Below are 23,630 nucleotides of genomic sequence, written 5' to 3'. Positions count from 1 at the left end.
ATGTAAAAAAGCGATCTTATTATTGATAAGATCGCTTTTTTATGAGGGGGATACTGCCATCAGTATGCATTTTGCAAGGACTGTGTGAGCAAACTATTTAAGGGTGTTCATCCTATTCTAAATACACACGATAAGATTAAACAATCTCATAAAACCAAAGCTGTTTCAGTTGTATTCGCTTGATGACTAAAAACAATTAACCCACCTGAATTTCAGTATTTGGGTGACGAACACGACTTTTATTCGGTGTAGCAATCAAATAAGCCAGTGTTAGTGGTCCTAAGCGTCCAGCAAACATTAGACAAATTAAAGCGATTTGGCTACCAGCATGTAAATTTTCAGTGATTCCGCGTGATAAGCCGACAGTACAAGCCGCAGAAACGGCTTCAAATAATAGGTCTAAAAACTTTTTATCAGGCTCAAGGATCAGTAGGGTAAAAAAGCCAATCAGGATCAACAGTGAAGTAATTGAAATGACCGCCATTGCCTTAAAGGTCGCCTGATGAGAAACAGAATGCCCAAAAATGGTAATCTCATCTGAACGTTTTAAGAAGGTAATGACACTTAAAATCATGATAATAAATGTGCCAACTTTAATTCCACCAGCGGTACTTAAAGAACCGCCACCAATAAACATCAATACCATGGTAATTAAGGTTGATGCATTGGTCATACTGCTGACTTCCAAGCTGTTAAAACCTGATGAACGAGGTACGGTAGCATGGAACCACGCGTTTAAAGCTTGGTCACCAACAGACATTGGAGCCAATGTTAAAGGATTGGATGCTTCGATTGCCCAAATAACAATAAAGGCAAAAAGGTTTAAGCCCGCAATTGTAGACAGAATTAACTTACTATTGGTGGAGAGTTTCTTCCAACGCTTGGCTCTTTTAATATCCATCAACACAACAAAACCAATCCCACCGATGATATACAGCATACTGATGGTAAATGTCACCATATACTGGTCAGAGAAGCTCATTAAGCTATTGGGGAATAAAGAAAACCCACCATTATTAAAAGCAGAAATACTATAAAAAAGCGCATAAAAAAATGCATGTTCAAGGTCATAGTGATGTGACCATGCCATGGTTAGAATCCCTGTACCAATCGCTTCAAAGAACAAGGAGTAAAGAAAAACCCCTTTTACAGTAAAGGTCGCTTTGGCCAAACTGGTTTGACCAATGGTTTCTTGTGCCATGACTTGCTGCCGAATACCAACTTTTGAGGAAAGACTCAAAGCAGCTAAGATCGCAAATGTCATAAAACCTAAGCCACCGCATTGGATCAGTATCATCACCACAACTTGACCGAAGGTGGTTAAGGAGTCTCCAATATTAACGACAGACAGCCCAGTGATGGTTACAGCAGACGTGGCAGTAAACAGGGCCTCTAGCCATGTCAAATTGCCTTGATTAGCAAAAGGAAGTTTAAGTAACAATGTTCCGATGATAATAAAGCTTAAAAAACCTAAAGCAAGTAAGCTCGGTGGGCTGAGATTAATACTATTGTGTTTTTTGTTGATTAGTTCTTTTTTAGATAAACGCATAGTTATGACTATAAGAAACGAATCGAAAATTGTCTTAACATTTCTACAGGTCCTTCAAGGATTAAAATATCCTTTTCCTGTAAAATCGTCCCCGGTGCAATATCATACAGTACATGCGAGCCGCGTTGTAATAACAAGGTTGTAAGTTCGGGGGTATTTTCCATGACCGTTTGAAATTGTGCGCCTTGTAAATTTGCACCTATTTCAATTTTGACGATATAGCGATCATTATTTAACGCCATATAACGTCTCACCATTGGATAACTGAGTGATTGTGCAACACGAATCCCCATGTCTTCTTCAGGGTGAATGATTTTTGTAATGCCTAAATGAGACAAAATCATATGATGCGATTTAGATTTGGCTTTTACAAAGATTTTTTCGATACCCAAATTTTTTAAATGCAGTACGCATAGAATACTGGCTTCAATATCTTCACCAATGGCAACCACTACGGCATCACAATTTTTGATATTCAGTTCATCTAACACATGTTCATCGGTAGCATCTGCAATAACTGCATGACTGATTTTATCTGCAATGTTTTCTACATTTTTCTTTAATGTATCAATACCTATTACATCGTGATTTAAGTTGGTGAGTTCTAGTGCAACTGCTTCACCAAAACTGCCTAAACCGATGACAGCGAATTGCGCCATTCTACAAAGTCCTTATCCCGACACTGATTTTGTGTTGGTATGATCATATTCAATTTTTATATATTTTATCTTTAAAGTATTGCAACGCCAATCTACAAACTGAGAATAAAAAGCGATAAATGTAAATAAAACCAGATTTATGTCATAAAAACTTAAAATTGATCCGATATCATTGCTTTGAAATTTCAAAATGCAAAGCCAAGATTGGGCTTTCGATCCAAGAATAAAAAATGGATGATAAAAAAATGGACGATAAGAAAATTTTTAAAATTCTCCAACATTGGTTCCCAGCGTTGGAGCAAAGAGATATTCCTAAAAAGAAACATCGTAAACGTTTTGTGGAGTTTCTCAATTGGATCGAAGCTGAAAAGTTTGGTGGGCGATTTCGTGGATATTTAATGAAAATTGATCGTATGCAATTTCATGAAAATGAGATTGAGCGTTGTGCGGTTTTTCATGAATATGCAGTAGATAGCTTGGGAATTCAAACTCAAATTCGTGAAAGAGCGAAGCCTTTATTTGATCATTATGAAGTACACAAAGATGTTATTGGACGCTATTACAATGTTCAAGATCAAGTTTATGATGTTGTATTCGAGGAGATATTAAAACAAGCCAGACAACATGATCATGAACTGTTGCTGATTTATGCTGAAGATTATTATTGGTTGATCGTACCAAATCATGAATATAAAATTGAAAAATTCTGCAAGTGTTTTAATAAACAATTTCACGATGAAGATGTCAGTATAGAACATTATGCATTATTTGATTGCTCAAGATCGACTTAGTTTTTTGCAATTAATTCAACATATTGATAATAAAATAGAGAGATATCCATGTCACAGAAAATATATTCATTGCTTCAACATTTAATTCCAGAGCTAAATGCACAAAAAATTCCTCAAGATACTAAATTTTATAGTTTTAGTGAATGGCTGAATCAACAGCATGATTTTCTGCATTATATTGAATTAAAAGAATATTATGACAATGGAGTTGAAGATGATTTCTACTTTAACCAGCACAATATTGATACTGAGCAATTGCAAAATGAGATTGAAGTTGCAATAGCTGAAGTATTTGATCAATACGATGAAGAAGATGATGAGGTCTCATTTGATGATCAAATGGACACAATGCAACAAACAGAAGAAATCATTTTCGATAAAATTAAACTGGTTGCAAATCAGTATCAGCTTTCTTTATTGGTTATATATCGTGAAAATCCGTATTGGATGCTTGTACCCTCACAAGATGAGCAACAATTAAATCAAATTGTGGATGCTTTTAATGACGCATTTAATGATGATGGTGATTTAAATATGGCGGTTTATTAAGTTAACTTTTTCGAATTGTTCTGATTTTATAAAAAAATAGCCCATAAAAAAATTTATAGGCTATTTCGATTTTGAAGCTATTTCTATTTTAAGAAACGTTGATAACCTAAGTTATTGGTAATTTCTTGATATGGGTAATTGATATTTTCCAAAGTCTCAATCAGTCCATCTGGATTCTGTACAGCATCTTCTGCATCCAAGCCAACCAAAACACGTCCTTCTGCTGCACCGTGATTACGATAATGGAATAAGCTAATGTTATGGGTTGGACCAAGGCGCTCCAAGAATGTTAATAAAGCGCCTGGGCGTTCTGGAAACTCAACACGGAACAAACGTTCATTGGCAATATCGGCATGACCCCCAATCAAATAACGGATATGCAATTTTGCAACTTCATCATCCGATAAATCATCGACATCATAATGTAATTTCATGGCTTCATAGATGTCATGGCGTTCTTTTTCACCAGCCTTTAAGCTAATACCGACAAAGACTTGAGCTGCAGATGCGTCACTGGCACGGTAGTTAAACTCAGTGATATTACGGCCTTGCAAAGCACGACAGAAATTCAGGAAAGAACCTTTTTCTTCTGGAATGGTCACTGCAAAAATGGCTTCTTTACGTTCACCGAGTTCGGTACGTTCAGCAATATAACGTAAACGGTCAAAGTTCATGTTGGCACCGCAAACAATTGACACCATGTTTTTGCCTTCAAGACCATGTGCAGCGACGTACTTTTTGATACCTGCAAGTGCCATAGCACCTGATGGTTCAACAATACTACGACATTCATCATAAGTGTCTTTGATTGCCGTACAGATTTCATCTGTATTGACCAGTACCACATCACGTTCAACAATTGGACCTGAGTTATCAGATTTTTGTAGTTGAATCACTTCAAATGGCTTTTCACCGATTTGAGCAACAGCTGTACCATCTGCAAATAATCCTACAGAAGGGAGTATTACACGTTGATTGGCTTCAAATGCTGCTTTTAAACATGCAGATTCATCATATTCGACAGGAATAACTTTGACATGCGGGGCAACATCACCAAGATATGCCGCTACACCTGCAATTAAACCACCACCGCCCACAGCAACAAATACGTATTCAACATCACGCCATTGACGCAATATTTCATTGGCAATTGTACCTTGGCCGGCCATAACCAGTTCATCATCATAAGGCGGAATAAAGGTTAAACCTTCGTCATTTGCACGTTGAATGGCATATTTGTTAGCAACATCAAATGAGTCGCCGTGAAGCACAACATCACCACCCAAACGTTTTACTGCTTGAACTTTAATATCAGGGGTGGTTTTTGGCATCACAATAATGGCGCGAATACCTAACTTTTGACCAGATAAAGCCACGCCCTGAGCATGGTTACCTGCTGAAGCAGTAATAACGCCACGTTCCAACTGAGATTTCGGTAATTGACTAATACGGTTATACGCACCGCGTAGTTTGAAGGAAAAGACAGGTTGTAAATCTTCGCGTTTAAAGCGAATGTTATTGTTTAGTTTTTCACTAATTCGTGGCGCTGCTTCGAGTGGGGTTTCGATTGCAACGTCATACACCGTTGCCTGTAATATTTGTCGAACCAAACGAGACAGCATGTTAATTTTCCATCTAACAGTTTAAAATGAGCGCTCATTGTAACAAACCGTTGTACCTTTGCGTTTTAAAATTATGCAAAATGTGCAGGAAATTGAAATTTTATTGAGAGATGTCATGAGCCTTTATGCAACCCAGGACGAGAAAAAACAAGCTGCAGCCCAAGCCGCTTTAAAACACTTACCAAGAGGGGGCATTTTGGGAGTCGGTACTGGTAGTACAGTGAACTTCTTAATTGAATTATTACCTCAGTTACAACTTGAAGCAGCCGTAGCCAGTTCAGAAGCAACAGCTCAACGTCTTAAGAAATTAGGCATTGAAGTGGTTGATATGAACCATGTTGGTGGTTTAGATGCTTATGTAGATGGTGCTGATGAAATTGACCGTCATTTACATATGATTAAAGGCGGTGGTGCTGCACTCACACGTGAAAAAATCGTGGCATCTATTGCGAAAAAGTTTGTATGTATTGTTGATGACTCGAAATGGGTCGATCAATTAGGCCGTGAATTTCCATTGCCTATCGAAGTGATTCCTATGGCACGTTCAGCCGTTGCACGTAAAATCGTATCTTTAGGCGGTGACCCAGTTTATCGTGAAGGTGTGGTAACGGATAACGGTAATGTCATTCTAGATGTCTATAACTTAAATATTTTGAATGCATTAGAGGTCGAAAAAACTATTAACGATATTCCTGGTGTGGTGTGTAATGGTATTTTTGCGATCAATAAAGCTGATGTTGCTGTAGTTGCCACCAATCATGGTATTGAAGAGCGTACCGCAGGATAAGAAAAATTTCCCCTAACTTCTGCTTGAGTAAAGACAAGGCTTTTCCTTGCTTTGTAAAGAAAGGTTGGGGGAGATTCTAAAAATAAGCGTATTAAGATGGCAAATCTTCCTGAAATAAAAATCACACATCATGCACGGGCAACACGCTTACGTTTACGTGTTGAACCGACGCAGATTCGCTTAACTGTGCCTAAGTATTGTACCCAACGTCAAATTCAGCATTTTTTACACGAGTCTGAACAATGGATGATTGAGACATGGCATAAACAGCAGGAAAAAATACAGCAGGTTGATCAGATATTACCGACAAGCTTGCAACTGTTTAATTTAAAACTGCCCCTAGAAATTATTTATAAAACTCAAAAAAATAGCTATATTTTAGATGAGCAAAAGCATCAGTTATTTGTCAGCGAGCGTCAGCCGGAAAGCTATTTAAAAGCTTTTGTGATTGCTTATGCAAAGCATTATTTACCAATCTATTTAAAGCAAGTCAGTGATGAAACCCGTTTAAAATTTGGGCAGTGTGCTGTTCGACACCCGAAAACGCGTTGGGGAAGTTGTACAGCCCGTCATGATATTATGCTCAATAGTGCCTTGGTTTTATGTGATCAACACATTACCCGTTATGTCTGTGTACATGAATTGGCACATACCAAACATTTTGATCATAGCGCTGCTTTTTGGTCTGAAGTTGAAAAGCATGATCAACACTATCAGCAGCATCGTAAAGTTTTAAAAAGTAGTGTAATGCCTTGGTGGTGGGCGTAATAAAATAAGTAAATTTCTAGATTGCATTAAAATAAAAAATGAGGAAAAGCGTATGACTGTAAAAAGAATCATAAGTAATATTAAAGCTTTAGATTTAGCCAGTGCCCAAGCTTTTTATGGTGATTTTTTAGCGATGGACTTGGTGATGGATCATGGCTGGATCAAAACATTTGCCAGTCAGGAAATCATGCATCCACAAATCAGTATTGCTTCGGAAGGGGGAAATAATACAGATGTACCCGATTTTTCAATCGAGGTCGACAATGTGGATGAGCTTTATGAAAAAGCCAAAAAATTAGATTTAGACATTCTCTATCCATTAGCCAATGAAGACTGGGGTGTTAGGCGATTCTATGTCAAAGATCCATTTGGAAAGGTTGTAAATATTTTACAACATATTGAATATTAAAAATTAATGAGTTAAGTGGGATTTTAAAATGCAGTGGAATAAATTGGTTCCAGAATTGATCGTCACCGATTTGAAGAGGAGTTATCAGTTTTGGGTGGAAATACTGGGTTTTTCTGTAATGTATCAACGGACTGAAGAAAAATTTATCTATGTGGAACTTGATGGTGTTCAGTTTATGTTGGAGCAACAACAAGAAGGGCAATGGTTAACCGGAGTATTGGCCTACCCATTGGGAAGAGGGATTAACTTTCAGTTCGAAGTAGACCAACTCGACAGTATTTTAAATCGTTTGGATGTCGCACAATGGCCGCTATTTGCAGCGTTAGAAGAACGTTGGTACCGTGCAAAAACTATAGAGCATGGACAAAAGCAATTTTTAGTTCAAGATCCAGATGGTTATTTATTACGAATTGTTGAGGTGATTGGAGAAAGAGCAATAACGTTAGATTAAATAAGGCTGGCTTAAATAAGCTAAGGTTATAGGGACTTTAATTGAGATACAGCGATGCACATCAGATCTTTTCAAAATCATGACCGAGCACCATTGAGTGAACTTTTTTTAAATACCAGAAAATTAAGTTGGTCGTGGTTAGATTCTTCAAAATGGGGGCTGAGTGATTTTGAAAAATACACCGAAAATGAAATGATTTTAGTGGCTGAAAAAGACCAAGAATATTTGGGATTTGCATCTATTTTTCTGCAAGAGAACTTTTTACATCATCTATTTATTGCCCCAAATGCTCAAAATCAGGGTGTAGGAACAGCATTGCTAGACGCAGCAGAACAACTGTTTACGGGTACAGGCTATCTCAAATGTTTATCAGAAAATAAACAAGCTTTGTCTTTTTATTTAGGTTATGGCTGGGAAGCAATCAGCACTGGAGAAAGTGAAGAAGGTAGATATATATTGATGTCAAAAGCAAAACTTATTCAGTAAAACTATTGATCCATTCTATAATTATTTCGACGACTTCATCAGGCTGTTTAATCCATGCGCTATGTTGATTGCCTTGGGTTTTATGGGTTAAATCCAGCGTGTTTATTTGTGGGTTTTTAAAATAACCACTTAGGCCAAGCATTGAAGACATTGGTGCAAAATCATCGCCATTTAAATAGACAAATAAGGCAGCGTTATTCACCATGTTTTCTTGCCCAATAATATGTGCATAATTTCCTGTAAAGATAACTTTAGACCAATCACGCATTAAGGATTTTGTCTCTTTATTCCCAAAAGCAATTTTATAGCCAGCAAAATAACCATCTTTTAAAATCATGGCGTTGATCACTGTGACTGCTTTTAAAATATTGATTTTACCTTTTAAGTCCCAATTTTTTAAACCGATATTGCCTGTGGCAACACCAATGACTTTGTTTGCATGATTTTGTGCATAAAGTGTTGCTAAATGCCCACCTAAACTATGTCCAAATAAGATTGGAACTTGCTGGTTTAGTTCTAAGGCCAGCTTTTCCAGTTGAGGAATAAAGTCATTGAGTAAATCAGCATAACCATAATCAATCTTTGCTGAAACAGGCGGAGTATTACGCCCACAATGAGGATAATCAGCCACAATAACATTCAAGCCACTTTGGCTTAAAGCGGTAATGAGCACCTCGTATTTACTGATTGCTATGCCTAGCGCAGCCAGCAAAATAATACTATGGCTGTTTTCAGGGTTTGAATAAATATCGACTACAATTGGATATTGCCCAAAATCAATATTCTTTTGGGTAAAAGAGGTGTTTTTCATGATTTAGTCCTTAAAAATATTCATTTGAATCATGCTTGAAAGTCCGAGTTTATGCATTAAAGCAGTCCGTGATTGAGGGTTTCTTTTTGCTTCAATTGAGATAAGTTTACGCATTTCTGAATTAAAATGTACCCGCGGATATTGGCTTAAAATTTTGTTTTTAAAACTGTTTGAAAATAAGCTGAGATCAGTCCCAATTACATCACATGAAGTGGCTTTTTGTAGTAATAGCACTTCTTTAGAAAGGCTGTGATCACTTTCATCTAAGCTGCCATTCATATGTAAACAAATCGCATTTGAAATATTATCCATTTTGTCTATGGGATAATAGTGTTTGGTACAGAGGGTTTCTGCTCTTAAGGCGCTTTCAAAGCTAAAACATTGACATGCATATTGATCCAAATGATTAACCAATCCTAAATCATGCATCAAACATGAAATAACAAGACTCTCTTGGTCAAATTGCCATTGTTTGGTGTGGGCAATAGCAATAGCCCAAAAATAGCTCCGCCAAGAATGATTGATGATCGCTTGAGAAGCTGTTTGTTCTAATTCGTTCATCGCTTCTTTGACAATTGCTGTGTCAGGAATCTGAAAACTATCCAGTGTAAATGAAGTTGAATCATGATGTGCTTTGAGAAATGTGTTGCCATAGTTTAATGTGACAGGGATGAGAACTTGTTTTATAAGCTGAGTTTTTTCTTTAAAGCTAAGTTTTCCATTACTTGTATTCATCCACGCTCGTGATCCAATCATGACCAATGCGTCCTTTTGTTGATTTTAGAGTAATTACTCTAAATTATTATGCATAAATCATTTAGCAAGACAAGACCGTTTTCTTTGAATTTGTTTGAATAGTCTTTTATGCCAAAAACGAGCATTAAAATGAAAAGGTTTGTTTATCATTTTTTTTAGAGGTTTAATTTGATGATTTTATAGGCGATGTCATTAAATTACATGATTATTTGTGTATTTATCATCATGAATTTTAAGTGATGGTATAATGCTTTAAAAGTATTTCTTAATAAAAGCAGTTAAATTACAAAATAGTCTGATTATTTTAAGCATAAGTTGGGAGTGAATTAAAAAATACACTAAACTTGCGACTTGCCAATATTTCCTATTTCTTATCATAAAGATATCAGACGTGAATTTTGCAGATACTCATTACTTTATTTTGATTGTACCGATCTGCCTGATATTAATGGGCGGTTTACTTTTGATCTGCCATTATTTTTTTAAAGCACCTACTTATTTATTTTGGTTGGGTCTTGGATATATCGTGCCATCTTTTTCTTTAACTGCACAAAGTTTTATGTCTAACCTACAATTAACATTTTCTGCTCCACTTTTAGGTGGTTTATACCTATTTGGCGCGTGGGCCAGTGCATATACTATGGCATTGAGAAAGAATGCTAGTTCACACGCTTTAGTCGCTTTTTTCTTGATCTTTATCACAATATGCTTGTTGGTCTATTATGCTTTTGTTGATGAACAGCTATGGATCCGGATGCTGATTTTAAACCTGAGCATTGCCACAGTTGAATCCTTAGTTTTAGTATCTATTTTTAAAGATGATAAGCAAAGTGATTGGTTAAATAAGCTGGTCGATTATTCCTATCTTTTTATCGTTGTATATACTTTTGTCCGTGTCATTATTATTTTCTTTTTTTTGAAAAATATTGAAGCCAGTATGCTTGTAAATTCTGTATGGTGGTTAATGATGCTTGCTGCCAGTATTATCCTGAGCATGTGGTTTGCGATCGTACTTTTGGGAACATTAGTTCGAGATATTATTTTGAAATTAAATGATGAACGTTGCAGAGATCCATTAACACATTTACTCAATCGTCGTGGCTTTTATGACGCAGCTAAAATAAATTTAATCGATTTACCAGAAAAGCAATATTTTTTGTTGATGTGTGATGTCGATCATTTTAAGAAAATTAATGACACCTATGGACATCTGGTGGGTGATCAGATTTTGCAGAGTGTAGGTCGTCTTGTCAGTCAGCATGTTAGTGAAAAGGGCTTAGTGGGGCGTTTTGGTGGTGAAGAGTTTATTGTTTTATTACAAGTTGAAGATCTCAGTGATGCCTATAAAATTGCTGAGCGTATGCGGACTGCTATTGAAACTGAGCAATTTTTAACTCAACCCATCTTATTGACAGCCAGCTTTGGTTTAACACAAGTGCGACATCGTAATTTAGCCAGCGGTATAGAAGCTGCTGACAAACTTTTGTATGTCGCCAAACGTAGAGGGCGCAACTGTATTGCGCAAGATGCATCAATCGAACTTATGCGAATTTAACTTTGTCATAATGCTAAAATATCATAAAAACCCAGTAAAATAGTTTAGAAAGCATCAACTTCCTGTCATACTACAGCACTACAAAATGGATACTTTTAAATCGAGGTAAAAAACGTGATTTCAGTGGGTATTGTCGGTGGAACAGGTTATACAGGCGTTGAATTGTTGCGTCTTTTACTACGACATCCAAATGTTCAAGTGAATGTACTGACATCACGTACCGAAGATGGTCGCCGTGTAGATGATATGTTTCCAAGCTTACGTGGACACACCGAGCTTAAATATTCAGATTTAAACATTGATGAATTAAAAAAATGTGATGTTGTGTTTTTTGCGACCCCGCATGGTGTGGCAATGCAACATGCGCAACAACTCTTGGCAGCAAATACCAAAGTTATCGATTTAGCCGCTGATTTTCGCTTGCAGAATTTAGCACAGTTTGAAAAATGGTATGGGATGCAGCACGCTTGTCCAGAAGTACTGAAAGATTCTGTATATGGTTTATCTGAACTTAATCGTGAACAGATTAAAAATGCCAATGTTGTCGGTAATCCTGGCTGTTACCCAACCACTGTACAGTTAGGATTAGCGCCACTTTTTAAGCAAGCTGAAACATTGGTTAAACCAGAAAGTATTATCATTGATGCGAAATCTGGTGTATCAGGTGCGGGGCGTAAAGCTAGTCTAGGCATGATTTATTCAGAAAATGCTGATAATTTTAAAGCCTATGGCGTTGCTGGACATCGTCATCATCCTGAAATTGTAGAAGCATTAGAAAATATTTCAGGTCAAAAAAATGTATTTGATCAGATTCTTTTTGTACCGCATTTAGTTCCGATGATTCGTGGTATGTTCAGTACGATCTATGTTGATTTGACAGAGCAAGGCGCAGCAGCAGATTTACAAAGTATTTATGAAAAATTTTATGCAAATGAAATATTTGTAGATGTAATGCCTGCAAATAGTTCACCAGAAACACGTTCTGTACGTGGTGCAAACCAACTCAGAATTGCACTGTATAAACCGCATCCGAACAAGTTAATTGTTTTGTCTGTTCAAGACAATTTAGTCAAAGGTGCGGCAGGACAGGCTGTACAAAATATGAACTTAATGTTTGGTTTTGCTGAAGATGCTGGTTTACAAGGTATCGGATTATTACCATAAAAAACGCTTTATGGCTTCACACACATATAACTTTGCGGTTAAATGTGTGTTTTGATTCTATCAATAATACTTAGAGATGATGATGCAGAACACAGAAACAAATACCGCGTCACAACCAGCTCAAGCACCGAAAAAGCCTTTTTTAAAAGGGAATATGCCTTTGGTGATCGGTGGGGTTGTATTATGTGCTGGCAGTGTACTTTTAGGTTATACGGTTGGACATCGCCAAGGGCTAACGGTAGTCGGTTTTGATGCAGATGCAGAACAGTTGGTAGAAGTTGTGAAGCAACAAAAAACAACGCTGGCTAATTTAAATAAAAGCTTAAATGCTGCTGTACAGGAACGAGATGTGGCTGTTTCGAACTCTAACGATTTGTTAGAGTCATTGAACAAAGCCAATGCTGAAAAATCACAAGTTGATGTGATGAGTACGATTTATCGTGAAGTGTTAAAACAACGTGGCGGTTTGAGTTTAACTATTCAAAACTTGGCCGTTAAGCCATTACCAGAAAACGCTTATGAATATCAGCTTGATCTTATTCAAGTCAGTCCAAGACGTGCGACGGGTTCTGTTGAAATTCGTTTGATTAGTGGTACTGAGGTGTTAACAGTGCCAATGGCAGATGCGAATTATAATTTTACTGATTATGAGCGCTTAACTGGACGTTGGACCATGCCTAAGGGCTTTAATCCACAATTTATCGAAATCCGCCTAAATGGTGCCACGCCAGTGGTTAAACGCTTTAGTTGGTCACGTGGGCAAGCTGTAGACAGTGCAGCTGCGTTTGCTGCAGAGGTTCCTCAAGCTGCGGCTAATTCTCAATAAATCATAAGTATTTTGAAAAATATGCGAACTAATAAACGTCAAATGAGTTTAAATGAAGTGAAATCATCATTCCGTGATTCAGGATTTATAGATTGGCACTTGAGTATTCGTATAAGTAATTCAGAAGATCCAAACCATCCAGACCATGATCAAGCAGATGTTGCAGTACAAACTGCGCCACCTGAAGTGAAGCGACCACCGATGTATTCTGTCGTTTTATTGAACGATGATTACACTCCGATGGACTTTGTTATTGAAATTTTACAACAATACTTTGCTTTGAATCTTGACCAAGCCACTCAAGTAATGTTAACAGTACATTATGAAGGAAAAGGTGAAGCTGGTGTTTATCCAAGAGACATTGCGGAGACTAAAGCCAACCAAGTTAATAACTACGCTCGATCTCAAGGTCATCCATTGCTTTGTCAGATTGAGCCAAAAGAATAAGGGGGTTTCATGCTCAGTCGTCAATTAGAAGTTTCACTCCGTTTGGCTGTTAGCATGGCTCGTCAAAAGAGACATGAGTTTCTTACGGTTGAACATTTATTATTGGCTTTACTTGATAACGATTCAGCGGTAAATGCCTTAAAAGCATGCGGCGCTGAAATTATCAGTTTGCGCAAAGAGTTAGAGGAGTATGTAGAACAACATACCCCTAAACTAGGAGAAAACAACGACCAAGCCCCTCATCCAACTGAAAGTTTTGACCGTATCTTACAACGTGCAATTTTCCACGTTCAATCAAGTGGCGGTGATCGCACAGTAGAGGGTGCAGATGTACTGGTTGCGATGTACTCTGAGCGAGATTCTTTTGCCGTTTACTTGCTAAAACGACATCAAATCAATCGTTTGACTTTAACCCAATATTTGTCACACGGTGCGCGTAAAGAAGAAATTCAAGTTGAAGAAGAATCTGATGATTTAGAAGGTGAATCAAATGCTTCAGCAAATGCTGGACCACTTGAACTTTATACTTTGAATTTGAATATTGAAGCGCAAAAAGGCAAAACTGATCCTTTAATCGGGCGTGAAAAAGAAATTGAACGAACTGCTCAAATTCTTTGCCGTCGCCGTAAAAACAACCCATTGCTTGTGGGTGATCCTGGTGTGGGTAAAACATCGATTGCTGAAGGTCTGGCATGGTTGATTGTGAATGGTAAAGCGCCTAAGCCACTTGCGACTGCTGAAGTGTTTAGTTTAGACATCGGTGCATTGGTTGCGGGTACAAAATACCGTGGTGACTTTGAAAAACGATTGAAACAGCTTCTCAATGCTTTGAAAAAGAAACCAGAAGCAATTTTATTTATCGATGAAATTCATATGATCATTGGTGCTGGCTCAAGTATGGGCAGTACCATGGATGCATCGAATTTAATCAAACCTGCGTTGGCGAATGGTAGTTTACGTTGTATTGGTTCAACCACTTTCCAAGAATATCGCCAAGTATTTGAAAAAGATCATGCACTATCACGTCGTTTCCAAAAAATTGATGTGAATGAGCCTTCTATTTCAGAGACAATTGATATTTTGCGTGGTTTGAAAAGCAAGTTTGAAGATTTCCATCATGTTAAATATGAAGATACTGCGCTAGTTTCAGCGGTTGAGTTGTCTGCTAAATTTATTAATGATCGTTTCTTGCCAGATAAGGCGATTGATGTGATTGATGAAGCTGGTGCACAACGTCGTTTAAAAGCTGAACAAGATGATACTTTGATTACAGTTGAAAATATCGAAGATATTATTTCGAAGATTGCACGTATCCCGCCAAAAACAGTATCTAAAGATGATAAATCGGTACTTGAATATCTAGAGCGTGATCTTAAACGTGTGGTATTTGGTCAAGATGAAGCGATTACAGCTTTGGCCTCGGCGATTAAACTGTCACGTGCAGGCTTGAAAGCGCCAGATAAACCAGTGGGTAGTTTTGTTTTTGCAGGGCCTACAGGTGTTGGTAAAACAGAAGTGACCAAACAATTGGCAAAATTGCTGGGTGTAGAGCTTGTTCGTTTCGATATGTCTGAATATATGGAACGACATGCGGTTTCTCGTTTGATTGGTGCGCCTCCAGGTTATGTTGGTTATGATCAAGGTGGTTTACTGACTGACGCGATTCATAAGAATCCGCACTGTGTCTTGTTATTAGATGAAATTGAAAAAGCACATCCAGATGTCTTTAACTTGTTATTGCAAGTCATGGATCATGGTGCTTTAACCGACAACAATGGACGTAAGTCTGATTTCCGTAATGTGATTATTGTATTGACCACCAATATCGGTGCTGAAAGTATTTCTCGTAACAGTATCGGTTTTACTGAGCAAGACAATAGTAATGACAATCAGGAAGCGATGAAACGTGCATTTGCACCAGAATTCCGCAACCGTTTAGATGGTGTAATTCAGTTTAAAGCATTACCTACCACAGTCATTGAGTCTGTCGTTGATAAATTCTTAACCGAACTTCAAGCGCAGTTAGATGACAAAAAAGTGGTATTGGAAGTTGATCAATCTGCTCGCGATTGGATGGCTGAGAATGGCTATGATCGTTTAATGGGTGCTCGCCCAATGCAACGTTTGATTCAGGAACATTTGAAGAAACCTCTTGCTGAGATGATTCTATTTGGTGAGCTTGCAGATCATGGTGGTAATGTTGCTGTTTCTGTGAAGAAAGAAAATGGTAAGGCGGTAGGGCTTACATTAGAAGTCTTTGAAGATCAGACTGCTGAACCAGCATAGTTGTGAATGAACTTTAAAATAACCCGCATTGATTGCGGGTTATTTTTTGAATTATACGCTTATAAAATATCAATTTTCTTTAACCAAGCTAGGAATAATGTGGGCCATTGCATTGTTTCAGTATTGGCTTTGCCTAAGCCCCAACCATGCCCACCATTTTTTAAAAGATGTATTTCATAAGCGATCTTGTGTTGCTGTAAACCGGTTTGCATATTGAGACTATTCTGAACAGGTGAAATCGGATCATCTATGGCATGGGCTAAAAAGGTTGGAGGTGTATTCTGTTTGACTTGTAAATCAACAGAAAACAAGATTTGTTTGGCTAAATCATGTTTTGAGCCAAATAAGCTTTTATAAGCATGGGTATGATCAAGCGGCGCTTGCATACTAATGATTGGATAGAGTAGCGCCACAAAATTAGGCTGAGCAGAAATTTGATCAATCGGATCATTTAAATTCGAAAATTGTTGTTGCCATTGTGTCGTAATGATTCCAGCTAAATGTCCACCTGCGGAGAAACCCAGTACACCAATTTTGTCTGGATCAATGTTGAATTGATGTGCTTGATAACGAATGATACGCAGGGCTCTTTGGCCATCTTGAAAGGGTGCAAGCAGATTATTGCCATCCTGATTTGGTAAGCGGTAAATTAATTCAAATACAGTAAATCCCTGTTCTTGTAAAAACTGTGCAGTTGGCGTGCTTTCTTTGGCCAATTCCTCTCTGGCATAACCACCACCACTGATGACTAAAACAGCGATGTGATTGCTCTGTTTGGGGGGATATACACGCAATTGAGGGGAAGTGATATGGCGAATAGCGCCGTGCTTAATTAGCGTATATTGTTCACTGGATGGTGCTAGTGTTGCGGTATTGGGCCACAATGGAAGACTTAGTGTTGCTGCATCTACATTTTGGCTAAGCCATAGGAAAATGAAGGAATTAAACAAGAAATGATTTATTTTCATTCATAAAACCAAAGATTGTAGATGCTGATATTTTATTCTATTTTTAACATGACAAAATGATCAGCATATTTAAATATGTATGTTTTTGTGGATGAGGCAAACAACAACTACAATTTATAGATAAAAGCTTAGCCGTTTTAGTATGCTCAAAATTTTATTGCTTAGCTCGCGTGAAAATCACATATACTCTAACTTCATGATTATTCTTTGAGTATCAATGGACATTGCATTTACTAAAATTTTAACCACGATTTTATTATTTCTTGTCACAGCTGTTGCAGAAATTTTAGGTTGTTATTTTCCTTATTTAATTCTGAATCAAAATAAAAGCCATTGGTTATGGATACCTACCGTTTTAAGTTTGGCTGTATTTGTCTGGCTATTGACCTTGCATCCTGCTGCTTCAGGGCGTATTTATGCCGCATATGGCGGTATCTATATTTTTAGTGCACTGATGTGGCTGAAATTTGTCGATCAAGTCAGCTTAACTCGCTGGGATTTGTTTGGCGGCTGTATTGTAATCATTGGGGCTTTGGTGATTATTCTGCAACCGCAAGGCTTGATTCGTTAAGTCTTCAATAGCATTATTCTATTGTATCTTGTGTTGTTTCAAGTTGATTGATCTTACATATTTTGGGAATTGCTTTACGGTATGCAGCATAATCCTGTTTATATTGTTTAAACCATTTCTGATATTCAGGATTTAGCCTTAAATTGGCAAGATTGGGTTCATTTTCAAAAGAGGAGGGTTCTGTATTGTTCTCATCAGAAAATTCCAATTGTTTTAAGTAGGACAGCGCTCGATCCGTTTGACCAAGCAGGGCATAGAATTCAGCGAGGAATTCTTTTTCTCGTTGAGTTTGCTTACGATTCTTATTCACTACAGCTTCAATTTTAGCCTGATTATCACGTAACCATTTTTCAGCAAGTTTCGGGTCTTCACGATTGAGATATTTAAAATACTGTTGCGCTAAAATAATAAAATTTCCTGCATCGAAAGCTTGATTGGGATCAGATAAATAGTGAAATAAAGGCTTTTTAAGTATATTGATGAGGCGTTTTTGCTCATTCTGACCACGATGATATTTCTGTAATAGCATCAGTTTGTCACTGAGTACAGCATAATAATTTTTCTCATACTCCTCATTGTCTGGTTGCAACTTCATTAAGGTCTCAAATAGTTGTTCAGCCTTTAGCAAATAGTTTAGACGTGGCGTTGGGTCTATGTTTTTCCGATAATACACCGACATTTGCGCGTAGAATAACCCTAAATTATTGATTGCGATTGTATCTTTAGGATCACGCTTTTTTAACGCAAAATACGCTTGTTCAGTAAGTTCTTGAAAAGGCTGAGAGAGCGTGGTGCAGTGTTGTTCAAGCAAATATTCAGCATATCCAGAAGTCAGAATCGCATAGTTGTGTAAATAGACAGAATCGTTATATTCAATGTCTTTGGCTTTTAATAGTTTTTGCACATTGGGTTGGGCTTTTTGGATTTGAGCCTTAATTTGTGGTTCAAGTTTGGCAAGATTTTTGGTTGCTAATATTTGATCACTTAAATCTTCTATGGCTTGAATCTCATCATCGTTGATATCTGCATAGGTAATTGAAGCGTTGAGTGATAATAAAAAAATAACAATTTTAATTTTCATTGTTGATTCTGCGTTTATCTATTCTTTGAAATAATTGTATACAAGGCAAGGAGAAACATCAAAAGTTGTTCTATTGGAATTAAAAAAGCATCCAGTAAACTGAATGCTTTTTCTTTCTTAGCGGTCATCCATGACTATTGAATAGGTGGATGCTGTAATTGGTTTAACTCTTTTTTACTGAAACCTCTAGAGATAAGTACCTTTTTAATCCCAGTAATCACATCCTGATCTGTCGCTTTCATCAACGCTGATAAAAGTTGATCATTGGATTTACAAGAGCAATCATTTTCAACACATGCAATTTGATTTTTATGTTCATTTTGCAATGTATCTTCAGCCGTAAACAGCTTTTGCCAAAAACTCATAGAGCCTTCATACACAACCTAACATAGTTCGAAATATAGCCGTTTTTTAATAAAATACAAGATCTGAGCGAAATAGATGGTCGAGTTATAGGCTGATTTTTTCGATGATTTGATATGTTTTAAACGGTTTGTTAAAGGGCCATGTTTTAAATGATTTATAACTTAATGATATATAAATAAATAATTTAAAGAAATAGCTGCCATGCTAATTTACATAGCAGTCTAATCTTGTAATAAATTGTTTAAATTTTTTCGAGAAGAACCCCAGATTCTACATGATGGGTGTAGGGGAATTGATCAAACATCGCAAATTTCACAATTTTATGAGTTTTAAGCAAGGTTTTTAAATTGTCGTGTAATGTATCTGGATTGCATGAAATATAAAGAATACGTTGAAAACCTTGCAATAGCATTAACGTATCGTCATCAATCCCTGCACGTGGTGGATCAACAAAAACTGTATCAAACTCATAGCCCTGAATGTCTATTTCTGCTTCTTGTAAACGACGGAATTCACGTTCTCCGTTATAGGCCTGAGTAAATTCTTCTGCTGAAAGGCGTGCAACTTGAATATTGTTGATCTGATTTTGTTGAATATTCCATTGTGCCGCATAGACCGAAGATTTCGCTAATTCAGTTGCCAAAACACGGTTAAAACTCAAGGATAAGGGAAGGGTAAAGTTGCCATTACCACAGTATAATTCGAGTAAGTCTTTATTTTCGCCCTCTACTGACTGACAAGCCCATTGCAACATTTTTTGGCAAACTTGCGCATTGGGCTGAGTAAAGCTACTTTCAATTTGTTTATATTGAAATTTACGCTCAAAAACTTGTAATTCTTCTACAACAAATTCATCGGTTAAGACAACTTTTTGTCCGCGACTGCGACCAATGATTTTAACATTCAGCTTTTCAGCCAATTGTTTTGCTAAAACTTCCCATTCTTCACTCAGTGGCGCACGGTAAATCAATGAAACCAGCATTTCGCCCTTGAGCGTTGCTAGAAAATGCACTTCAAAAAGCCGTTTTGATAAGATTGAATTGGCTTTTAGCTCAGCCAATAAAACTGGCATAAGCTGATTTATACTTTGATCTGCGATCGGAAATTCATCGATACGAGCAACAGTTTTTTGTTGATTTTCATCTCGTTCAAACATGGCATAGAACATATCATCGTCAGTATGCCAAATTCGGAATTCTGCACGCATACGGAAGTTTTGTTCAGGTGAAGCAAATATTTCTAATGAAGGTGGATTAAATTCTGCGAATTGAGTTTGGATACGTTCAATTTTGGCATCAAGCTGTTGTTGATAAGATGAAGTCATATAAATCAGAAAAACGTTGGAATTAAGCAGTAGCGATGGTATCAAAAATAGCACCAGATGGACACCAGATTGCAGTCCATCTTTGTCAATTTATTTAGATCGGCTTGTCTATTGAAATAATCCTAGGATTAGTGATGATGAAGATAAGTTGCTCAACACTTACTTAAGTGCTTAACCAAATAGTCAATAAAGACTCTTACCGCAGGAAGTAAGCCTCGGCGAGATGGGTAAACAGCGTGAAAGATCCCATGCGGTGCTTTCCATTCGGGTAAGACACGAACCAATTCACCTGTGGCGACAAAATCATTGGCAATAGTATCTGGAAGTAAGGCAATACCGCAATTTTGACTGGCTAATTTAGCAAGCATCATTAAATCTGAACCCATAACTATCGGGTTAACTTTAATTTTTTTCTGTTGGTTTTCACTATCATGTAATACCATTTGTTGATCTAAATGCTCATCAACCATACTTAAAATTCGGTGTTCAGATAAATCTTCTGGTTTTTTGAGCATACCAAATTCATTTAAATAGGCTTGGCTTGCAAGAAGGTGCTGTTCAATATGCCCAAACTTTCTCAGCACTAGGCTCGGGTCATCATCCAGATTTGCGCGCACGCGCAAGGCAACATCAAAACCTTCATTGATGATATCTACACGACGATTACTGACCAAAAGTTGTATTCTAATTTCAGGGTAAGTTTTTAAAAAGTCAGGAAGGATTTTGGACAATTCACTTTGCGCAACCGTCACAGGTACACTGACTTTAATCACACCACGTGGTTGTTCACTGAGATGATCGACCAGATCATGCGCTGATTGTGCTGCATTCATCATCACTTGGGCATGGCGGTAAATATTCATACCAATGTCTGTAACTGCGAAATGGCGAGAACTCCGTTGAATTAAACGAACCCCTAATTTTTCTTCTAAATTATATACGCGACGACTGAGCTTGGATTTAGGAATATCCGTTGCACGTTCAGCCGCACTAAATCCCCCATGCTCTACAACCAAACCAAAGCAGTAAAAGTCATCCAAATCAGTGAGCATAAATACATTCCATAATTGCAACAATGACGCACTATTAAACTTAATTGTTGCATCAAGTCAACTTGTTAATTGTGAAAATTTTCTAAGATTAGGCATTGCCTGTCATGAGAATATTTTGAACTTGCTTATATTCTTCTAATCTTAAAAGGTCTTTAGTGGTCGGGTGCGGAATACGGGTGATATCCATGTTATCAGCAACATCTGCCAGTTTTACCACACGTGCAATTGGATTTTTTACTGCGCGGTAGGCGGCTTCGATTCTAGATTCACCTTCTTTTTTGGTTAAGGCAACAACGGCATCGACAATTTCTTGACTAAAGCCAAGTGAGATTAAATCGACCACAGTGGTATCGGTATCTTCCAAGATGTCGTGTAATACAGCAACAATCTGTTGATTGGGTGTTTTAACTTTGAACATCAACCTCAGAGGGTGAAAAATATAAGGCTGTTGTGCTTTATCTTTTTGGCCTGCGTGTTTACGAGCTGCTAAAGCAATCGCTTTTTCAATCGTTGACATAATATCCTTAGCTTTGTTTCGTGTATTTATAAAATATGAAAAGCAATTTTAGATTTATCTAAAACGAGTGTTTAATTTCCCTAACTCGTTTAAAATACAATTTTATTCTGTTCCAAAGCGTATGCCATTTCAACTGATCACTTTAGAAAATTCTCAAGAAAATGTTACATGCCCACATTGCCAACATGCGGTCATTGATTGGAATGAAGAACAATATCTACAACCGTGTATACATACCTTGTTTATTGCGATGGATTTGGGCTTTGAATATATTTCAGATGAATTTGAAGCGACCATGCATCGTAGCGTCGATGAAATCCATGCTCATGATGATCAGGGACTGAATATTTTCAATGAATTATCTGAGAGTAATTATCCTAATTACCTGATTTATAAAACAAGCTTAGGTGTTGTAGGGGATCAAGATTTTTATCGTTATATTGGATTTAGCACTTAAATTTTAAGATATGTAGCCATTCGGTTTAAACACTGCTCAATTGAATAATGTGTTTCTTTTAGCCTATTCTTATTAAAATGCTGAAGGGCATTAAAAATAGCGGAGTAGGCTTAAATTTTCTGTTGTGGGCGTTGTTCATTTCACTTCCTACAACCTGAGTTTTATCATCACAATATAGAAATTAAGCTATATTCTATAAATCTTGTATAAGCTATTGTTTAACTCGAAATCGCGTTATTTTAAAAAAGTACTTTGTGATCGTTCAACTTCTGCCAATAACCATTCAATGAATTTAGCAATGAGGGGTGTTTGCTGTTGTTCTGCATAGACAAAATAATAGGCACGTGAACCTTTTAGCTTAATTTCTGAGGCAATAATTAAATCACCTGAGCGCAGTTCTTTTTCAAGTAGTTTTTGTGGAATAAGCGCAACCCCCATATGATGTATGGCTGCCACCGCAAGCATCGAAAATAACTCATGCCGTTGTCCTTCTAATGCAAAAGGATGCTCATAACCAGAAACTTCAAACCACTCTTTCCAAATATAGGGGCGTGTGGTTTGTTGGAGTAAGGGCAGCGTGGCAATTTCTTCCGCCGTTAAACTTCGACGTAAATCTCCGGAAGGCACTCTTAGCTCTGGAAAATGCTTAAAAATTAACTCAGCAGAACACACAGGAACAACATCTTCATTCATTAAATAGTGGACTTTTGCATCCGGCCAATTTTCAATTTGTGCAGGTGTACCTGTATATATTGCTGCATCAAAAATATGCTCACTGAATAAAAAGGGTTTGGTACTGGTCTCTAAATGAATGGTGATTTCAGGGTATATTTCATTGAACTTATACAGTCGGGGTAACAGCCAACGTGTTGCAAATGTCGGTACAACCCCCAATTTTAGCGTACCGCCTAAACCTTTATGGCTCATTAAATCGAGTGTGCTTTGTTCAATACCCAATAAATGAGCTTTGATGTTTTTATAATAATGTTCACCAGCTTGTGTTAATTCAACGCCATGCCGTGTTCTGTTAAATAGATTGAGTCCTAAAAAATCTTCGAGTTGTTGTACTTGGCGAGATATAGCACTTTGAGTAAGATGCAGCTCTTGAGCAGCAAAGGTATAGCTTAGATGCTTGGCAGCCGCTTCAAAACATATTAGTGATTGTAATGAGGGAATCATTCTACGCATATTCATTCCTTGAATATCAAAGTTTAGTTAAGACTAAATTTAATCTATTCATATCTAGCAAAAAGAACTTAAAGCAAAGCAGATGTTTGCAATGAATCTTCCATCAAACCCCATGGTTTTACCTCAAATGAAAATTTATAAAAGGATGTAAAGATGATAAAAATCTGTTAAAAAGCCTCGTTTAATACCC

26 protein-coding genes are annotated in these 23,630 nt (G+C 37.2%); 14 read left to right on the top strand and 12 right to left on the bottom strand.

All coding sequences use genetic code 11. The annotated features are described in order from the left end of the window. Positions 1 to 196 precede the first annotated feature (196 nt). Complete coding sequence (locus CQZ96_RS03770; RefSeq protein ID WP_004720769.1) at positions 197 to 1,549, bottom strand: TrkH family potassium uptake protein; 1,353 nt, start codon at positions 1,547 to 1,549, stop codon at positions 197 to 199. An 8-nt stretch (positions 1,550 to 1,557) separates the two neighbouring features. Next, positions 1,558 to 2,208, bottom strand: a complete 651-nt coding sequence (locus tag CQZ96_RS03765; RefSeq protein ID WP_004720766.1) for a potassium channel family protein — start codon at positions 2,206 to 2,208, stop codon at positions 1,558 to 1,560. A gap of 245 nt (positions 2,209 to 2,453) precedes the next feature. Here CQZ96_RS03765 and CQZ96_RS03760 point away from each other — a divergent pair, with 245 nt between their 5' ends. Beyond that, complete coding sequence (locus CQZ96_RS03760) at positions 2,454 to 2,999, top strand: hypothetical protein (RefSeq protein WP_004720765.1); 546 nt, start codon at positions 2,454 to 2,456, stop codon at positions 2,997 to 2,999. 48 nt (positions 3,000 to 3,047) lie between these two features. Next, entirely contained in the window at positions 3,048 to 3,548 is a 501-nt protein-coding gene (locus tag CQZ96_RS03755; protein ID WP_105712752.1) for a hypothetical protein, read from the top strand. A gap of 83 nt (positions 3,549 to 3,631) precedes the next feature. Here the strand turns inward: CQZ96_RS03755 and ilvA are convergent, their stop codons facing one another. Next, on the bottom strand, positions 3,632 to 5,170 hold the full coding sequence (ilvA, locus tag CQZ96_RS03750; protein ID WP_004821288.1) for a threonine ammonia-lyase, biosynthetic: 1,539 nt from the start codon (positions 5,168 to 5,170) through the stop codon (positions 3,632 to 3,634). 115 nt (positions 5,171 to 5,285) lie between these two features. On the opposite strand from ilvA, the gene rpiA reads away from it, so the two are divergent. The 5 genes from rpiA (at position 5,286) to CQZ96_RS03725 (ending at position 8,071) form a co-directional block, all read left to right on the top strand. After that, positions 5,286 to 5,957, top strand: coding sequence for a ribose-5-phosphate isomerase RpiA (gene rpiA, locus CQZ96_RS03745; protein WP_035372052.1), 672 nt, complete (start codon positions 5,286 to 5,288; stop codon positions 5,955 to 5,957). Between the two features lie 96 nt (positions 5,958 to 6,053). Then, on the top strand, positions 6,054 to 6,725 hold the full coding sequence (locus tag CQZ96_RS03740) for a M48 family metallopeptidase (protein WP_105712751.1): 672 nt from the start codon (positions 6,054 to 6,056) through the stop codon (positions 6,723 to 6,725). 52 nt (positions 6,726 to 6,777) lie between these two features. Continuing rightward, positions 6,778 to 7,134 carry a VOC family protein gene (locus tag CQZ96_RS03735; RefSeq protein WP_105712750.1) on the top strand — a complete coding sequence of 119 codons (357 nt, stop codon included), beginning with the start codon at positions 6,778 to 6,780 and terminating at the stop codon, positions 7,132 to 7,134. A gap of 28 nt (positions 7,135 to 7,162) precedes the next feature. Then, complete coding sequence (locus CQZ96_RS03730) at positions 7,163 to 7,585, top strand: bleomycin resistance protein (RefSeq protein ID WP_105712749.1); 423 nt, start codon at positions 7,163 to 7,165, stop codon at positions 7,583 to 7,585. 54 nt (positions 7,586 to 7,639) lie between these two features. After that, complete coding sequence (locus tag CQZ96_RS03725; protein WP_105712748.1) at positions 7,640 to 8,071, top strand: GNAT family N-acetyltransferase; 432 nt, start codon at positions 7,640 to 7,642, stop codon at positions 8,069 to 8,071. Here the strand turns inward: CQZ96_RS03725 and CQZ96_RS03720 are convergent. Both CQZ96_RS03720 and CQZ96_RS03715 read right to left on the bottom strand, forming a co-directional pair. Beyond that, a complete protein-coding gene (locus CQZ96_RS03720; RefSeq protein ID WP_105712747.1) occupies positions 8,061 to 8,882 on the bottom strand; it encodes an alpha/beta fold hydrolase in 822 nt (273 codons plus the stop codon). The two genes, CQZ96_RS03725 and CQZ96_RS03720, sit on opposite strands and share 11 nt — an antisense overlap. Positions 8,883 to 8,885: 3 nt before the next feature. Beyond that, positions 8,886 to 9,638, bottom strand: a complete 753-nt coding sequence (locus tag CQZ96_RS03715) for an HD domain-containing protein (RefSeq protein ID WP_105712746.1) — start codon at positions 9,636 to 9,638, stop codon at positions 8,886 to 8,888. A gap of 448 nt (positions 9,639 to 10,086) precedes the next feature. Between CQZ96_RS03715 and CQZ96_RS03710 the strand changes: the two genes are divergently transcribed. The 5 genes from CQZ96_RS03710 to clpA all read left to right on the top strand — a co-directional run bounded on the left by CQZ96_RS03710 (position 10,087) and on the right by clpA (position 15,916). Then, the gene (locus tag CQZ96_RS03710) at positions 10,087 to 11,193 is read left to right on the top strand and encodes a GGDEF domain-containing protein (RefSeq protein WP_105713020.1); all 1,107 of its coding nucleotides are present in this window, start codon (positions 10,087 to 10,089) and stop codon (positions 11,191 to 11,193) included. A gap of 114 nt (positions 11,194 to 11,307) precedes the next feature. Next, positions 11,308 to 12,357, top strand: a complete 1,050-nt coding sequence (argC, locus tag CQZ96_RS03705) for an N-acetyl-gamma-glutamyl-phosphate reductase (protein ID WP_004720740.1) — start codon at positions 11,308 to 11,310, stop codon at positions 12,355 to 12,357. Between the two features lie 82 nt (positions 12,358 to 12,439). Continuing rightward, positions 12,440 to 13,183, top strand: coding sequence for a DUF6776 family protein (locus CQZ96_RS03700; RefSeq protein ID WP_105712745.1), 744 nt, complete (start codon positions 12,440 to 12,442; stop codon positions 13,181 to 13,183). A 21-nt stretch (positions 13,184 to 13,204) separates the two neighbouring features. Further along, positions 13,205 to 13,630, top strand: a complete 426-nt coding sequence (gene clpS, locus CQZ96_RS03695) for an ATP-dependent Clp protease adapter ClpS (RefSeq protein WP_004720737.1) — start codon at positions 13,205 to 13,207, stop codon at positions 13,628 to 13,630. Between the two features lie 9 nt (positions 13,631 to 13,639). Next, positions 13,640 to 15,916, top strand: a complete 2,277-nt coding sequence (clpA, locus tag CQZ96_RS03690; RefSeq protein ID WP_004720735.1) for an ATP-dependent Clp protease ATP-binding subunit ClpA — start codon at positions 13,640 to 13,642, stop codon at positions 15,914 to 15,916. A 59-nt stretch (positions 15,917 to 15,975) separates the two neighbouring features. On the opposite strand, the gene CQZ96_RS03685 is transcribed toward clpA, so the two are convergent. Then, complete coding sequence (locus tag CQZ96_RS03685) at positions 15,976 to 16,884, bottom strand: alpha/beta hydrolase (RefSeq protein ID WP_105712744.1); 909 nt, start codon at positions 16,882 to 16,884, stop codon at positions 15,976 to 15,978. A gap of 217 nt (positions 16,885 to 17,101) precedes the next feature. Here CQZ96_RS03685 and CQZ96_RS03680 point away from each other — a divergent pair, with 217 nt between their 5' ends. Beyond that, the gene (locus tag CQZ96_RS03680) at positions 17,102 to 17,455 is read left to right on the top strand and encodes a YnfA family protein (protein ID WP_004720731.1); all 354 of its coding nucleotides are present in this window, start codon (positions 17,102 to 17,104) and stop codon (positions 17,453 to 17,455) included. Between the two features lie 13 nt (positions 17,456 to 17,468). Here the strand turns inward: CQZ96_RS03680 and CQZ96_RS03675 are convergent, their stop codons facing one another. The 5 genes from CQZ96_RS03675 to CQZ96_RS03655 all read right to left on the bottom strand — a co-directional run bounded on the left by CQZ96_RS03675 (position 17,469) and on the right by CQZ96_RS03655 (position 21,795). After that, positions 17,469 to 18,536 carry a hypothetical protein gene (locus tag CQZ96_RS03675; RefSeq protein WP_105712743.1) on the bottom strand — a complete coding sequence of 356 codons (1,068 nt, stop codon included), beginning with the start codon at positions 18,534 to 18,536 and terminating at the stop codon, positions 17,469 to 17,471. A 134-nt stretch (positions 18,537 to 18,670) separates the two neighbouring features. Beyond that, a complete protein-coding gene (locus CQZ96_RS03670; RefSeq protein WP_004720727.1) occupies positions 18,671 to 18,901 on the bottom strand; it encodes a hypothetical protein in 231 nt (76 codons plus the stop codon). Between the two features lie 242 nt (positions 18,902 to 19,143). Beyond that, entirely contained in the window at positions 19,144 to 20,226 is a 1,083-nt protein-coding gene (gene trmA, locus CQZ96_RS03665) for a tRNA (uridine(54)-C5)-methyltransferase TrmA (protein WP_105712742.1), read from the bottom strand. Between the two features lie 152 nt (positions 20,227 to 20,378). Further along, entirely contained in the window at positions 20,379 to 21,278 is a 900-nt protein-coding gene (locus CQZ96_RS03660) for a LysR family transcriptional regulator (RefSeq protein WP_105712741.1), read from the bottom strand. A gap of 88 nt (positions 21,279 to 21,366) precedes the next feature. Next, a complete protein-coding gene (locus CQZ96_RS03655; RefSeq protein WP_004720720.1) occupies positions 21,367 to 21,795 on the bottom strand; it encodes an HD domain-containing protein in 429 nt (142 codons plus the stop codon). A gap of 121 nt (positions 21,796 to 21,916) precedes the next feature. On the opposite strand from CQZ96_RS03655, the gene CQZ96_RS03650 reads away from it, so the two are divergent. Continuing rightward, positions 21,917 to 22,252, top strand: a complete 336-nt coding sequence (locus CQZ96_RS03650; protein WP_056510926.1) for a hypothetical protein — start codon at positions 21,917 to 21,919, stop codon at positions 22,250 to 22,252. 234 nt (positions 22,253 to 22,486) lie between these two features. Here CQZ96_RS03650 and CQZ96_RS03645 read toward each other — a convergent pair whose 3' ends face one another. Beyond that, positions 22,487 to 23,440: a LysR substrate-binding domain-containing protein gene (locus CQZ96_RS03645; RefSeq protein ID WP_105712740.1), complete on the bottom strand. Its 954-nt coding sequence runs from the start codon at positions 23,438 to 23,440 to the stop codon at positions 22,487 to 22,489. Positions 23,441 to 23,630: the final 190 nt, after the last annotated feature.

The sequence above is a fragment of the Acinetobacter sp. MYb10 genome (assembly GCF_002980175.2).
Classification (GTDB): Bacteria; Pseudomonadota; Gammaproteobacteria; order Pseudomonadales; family Moraxellaceae; genus Acinetobacter; species Acinetobacter guillouiae.
The sequence above is the reverse complement of the archived record's forward strand: the minus strand, read 5'-3'. Positions and strand labels throughout refer to the sequence as shown.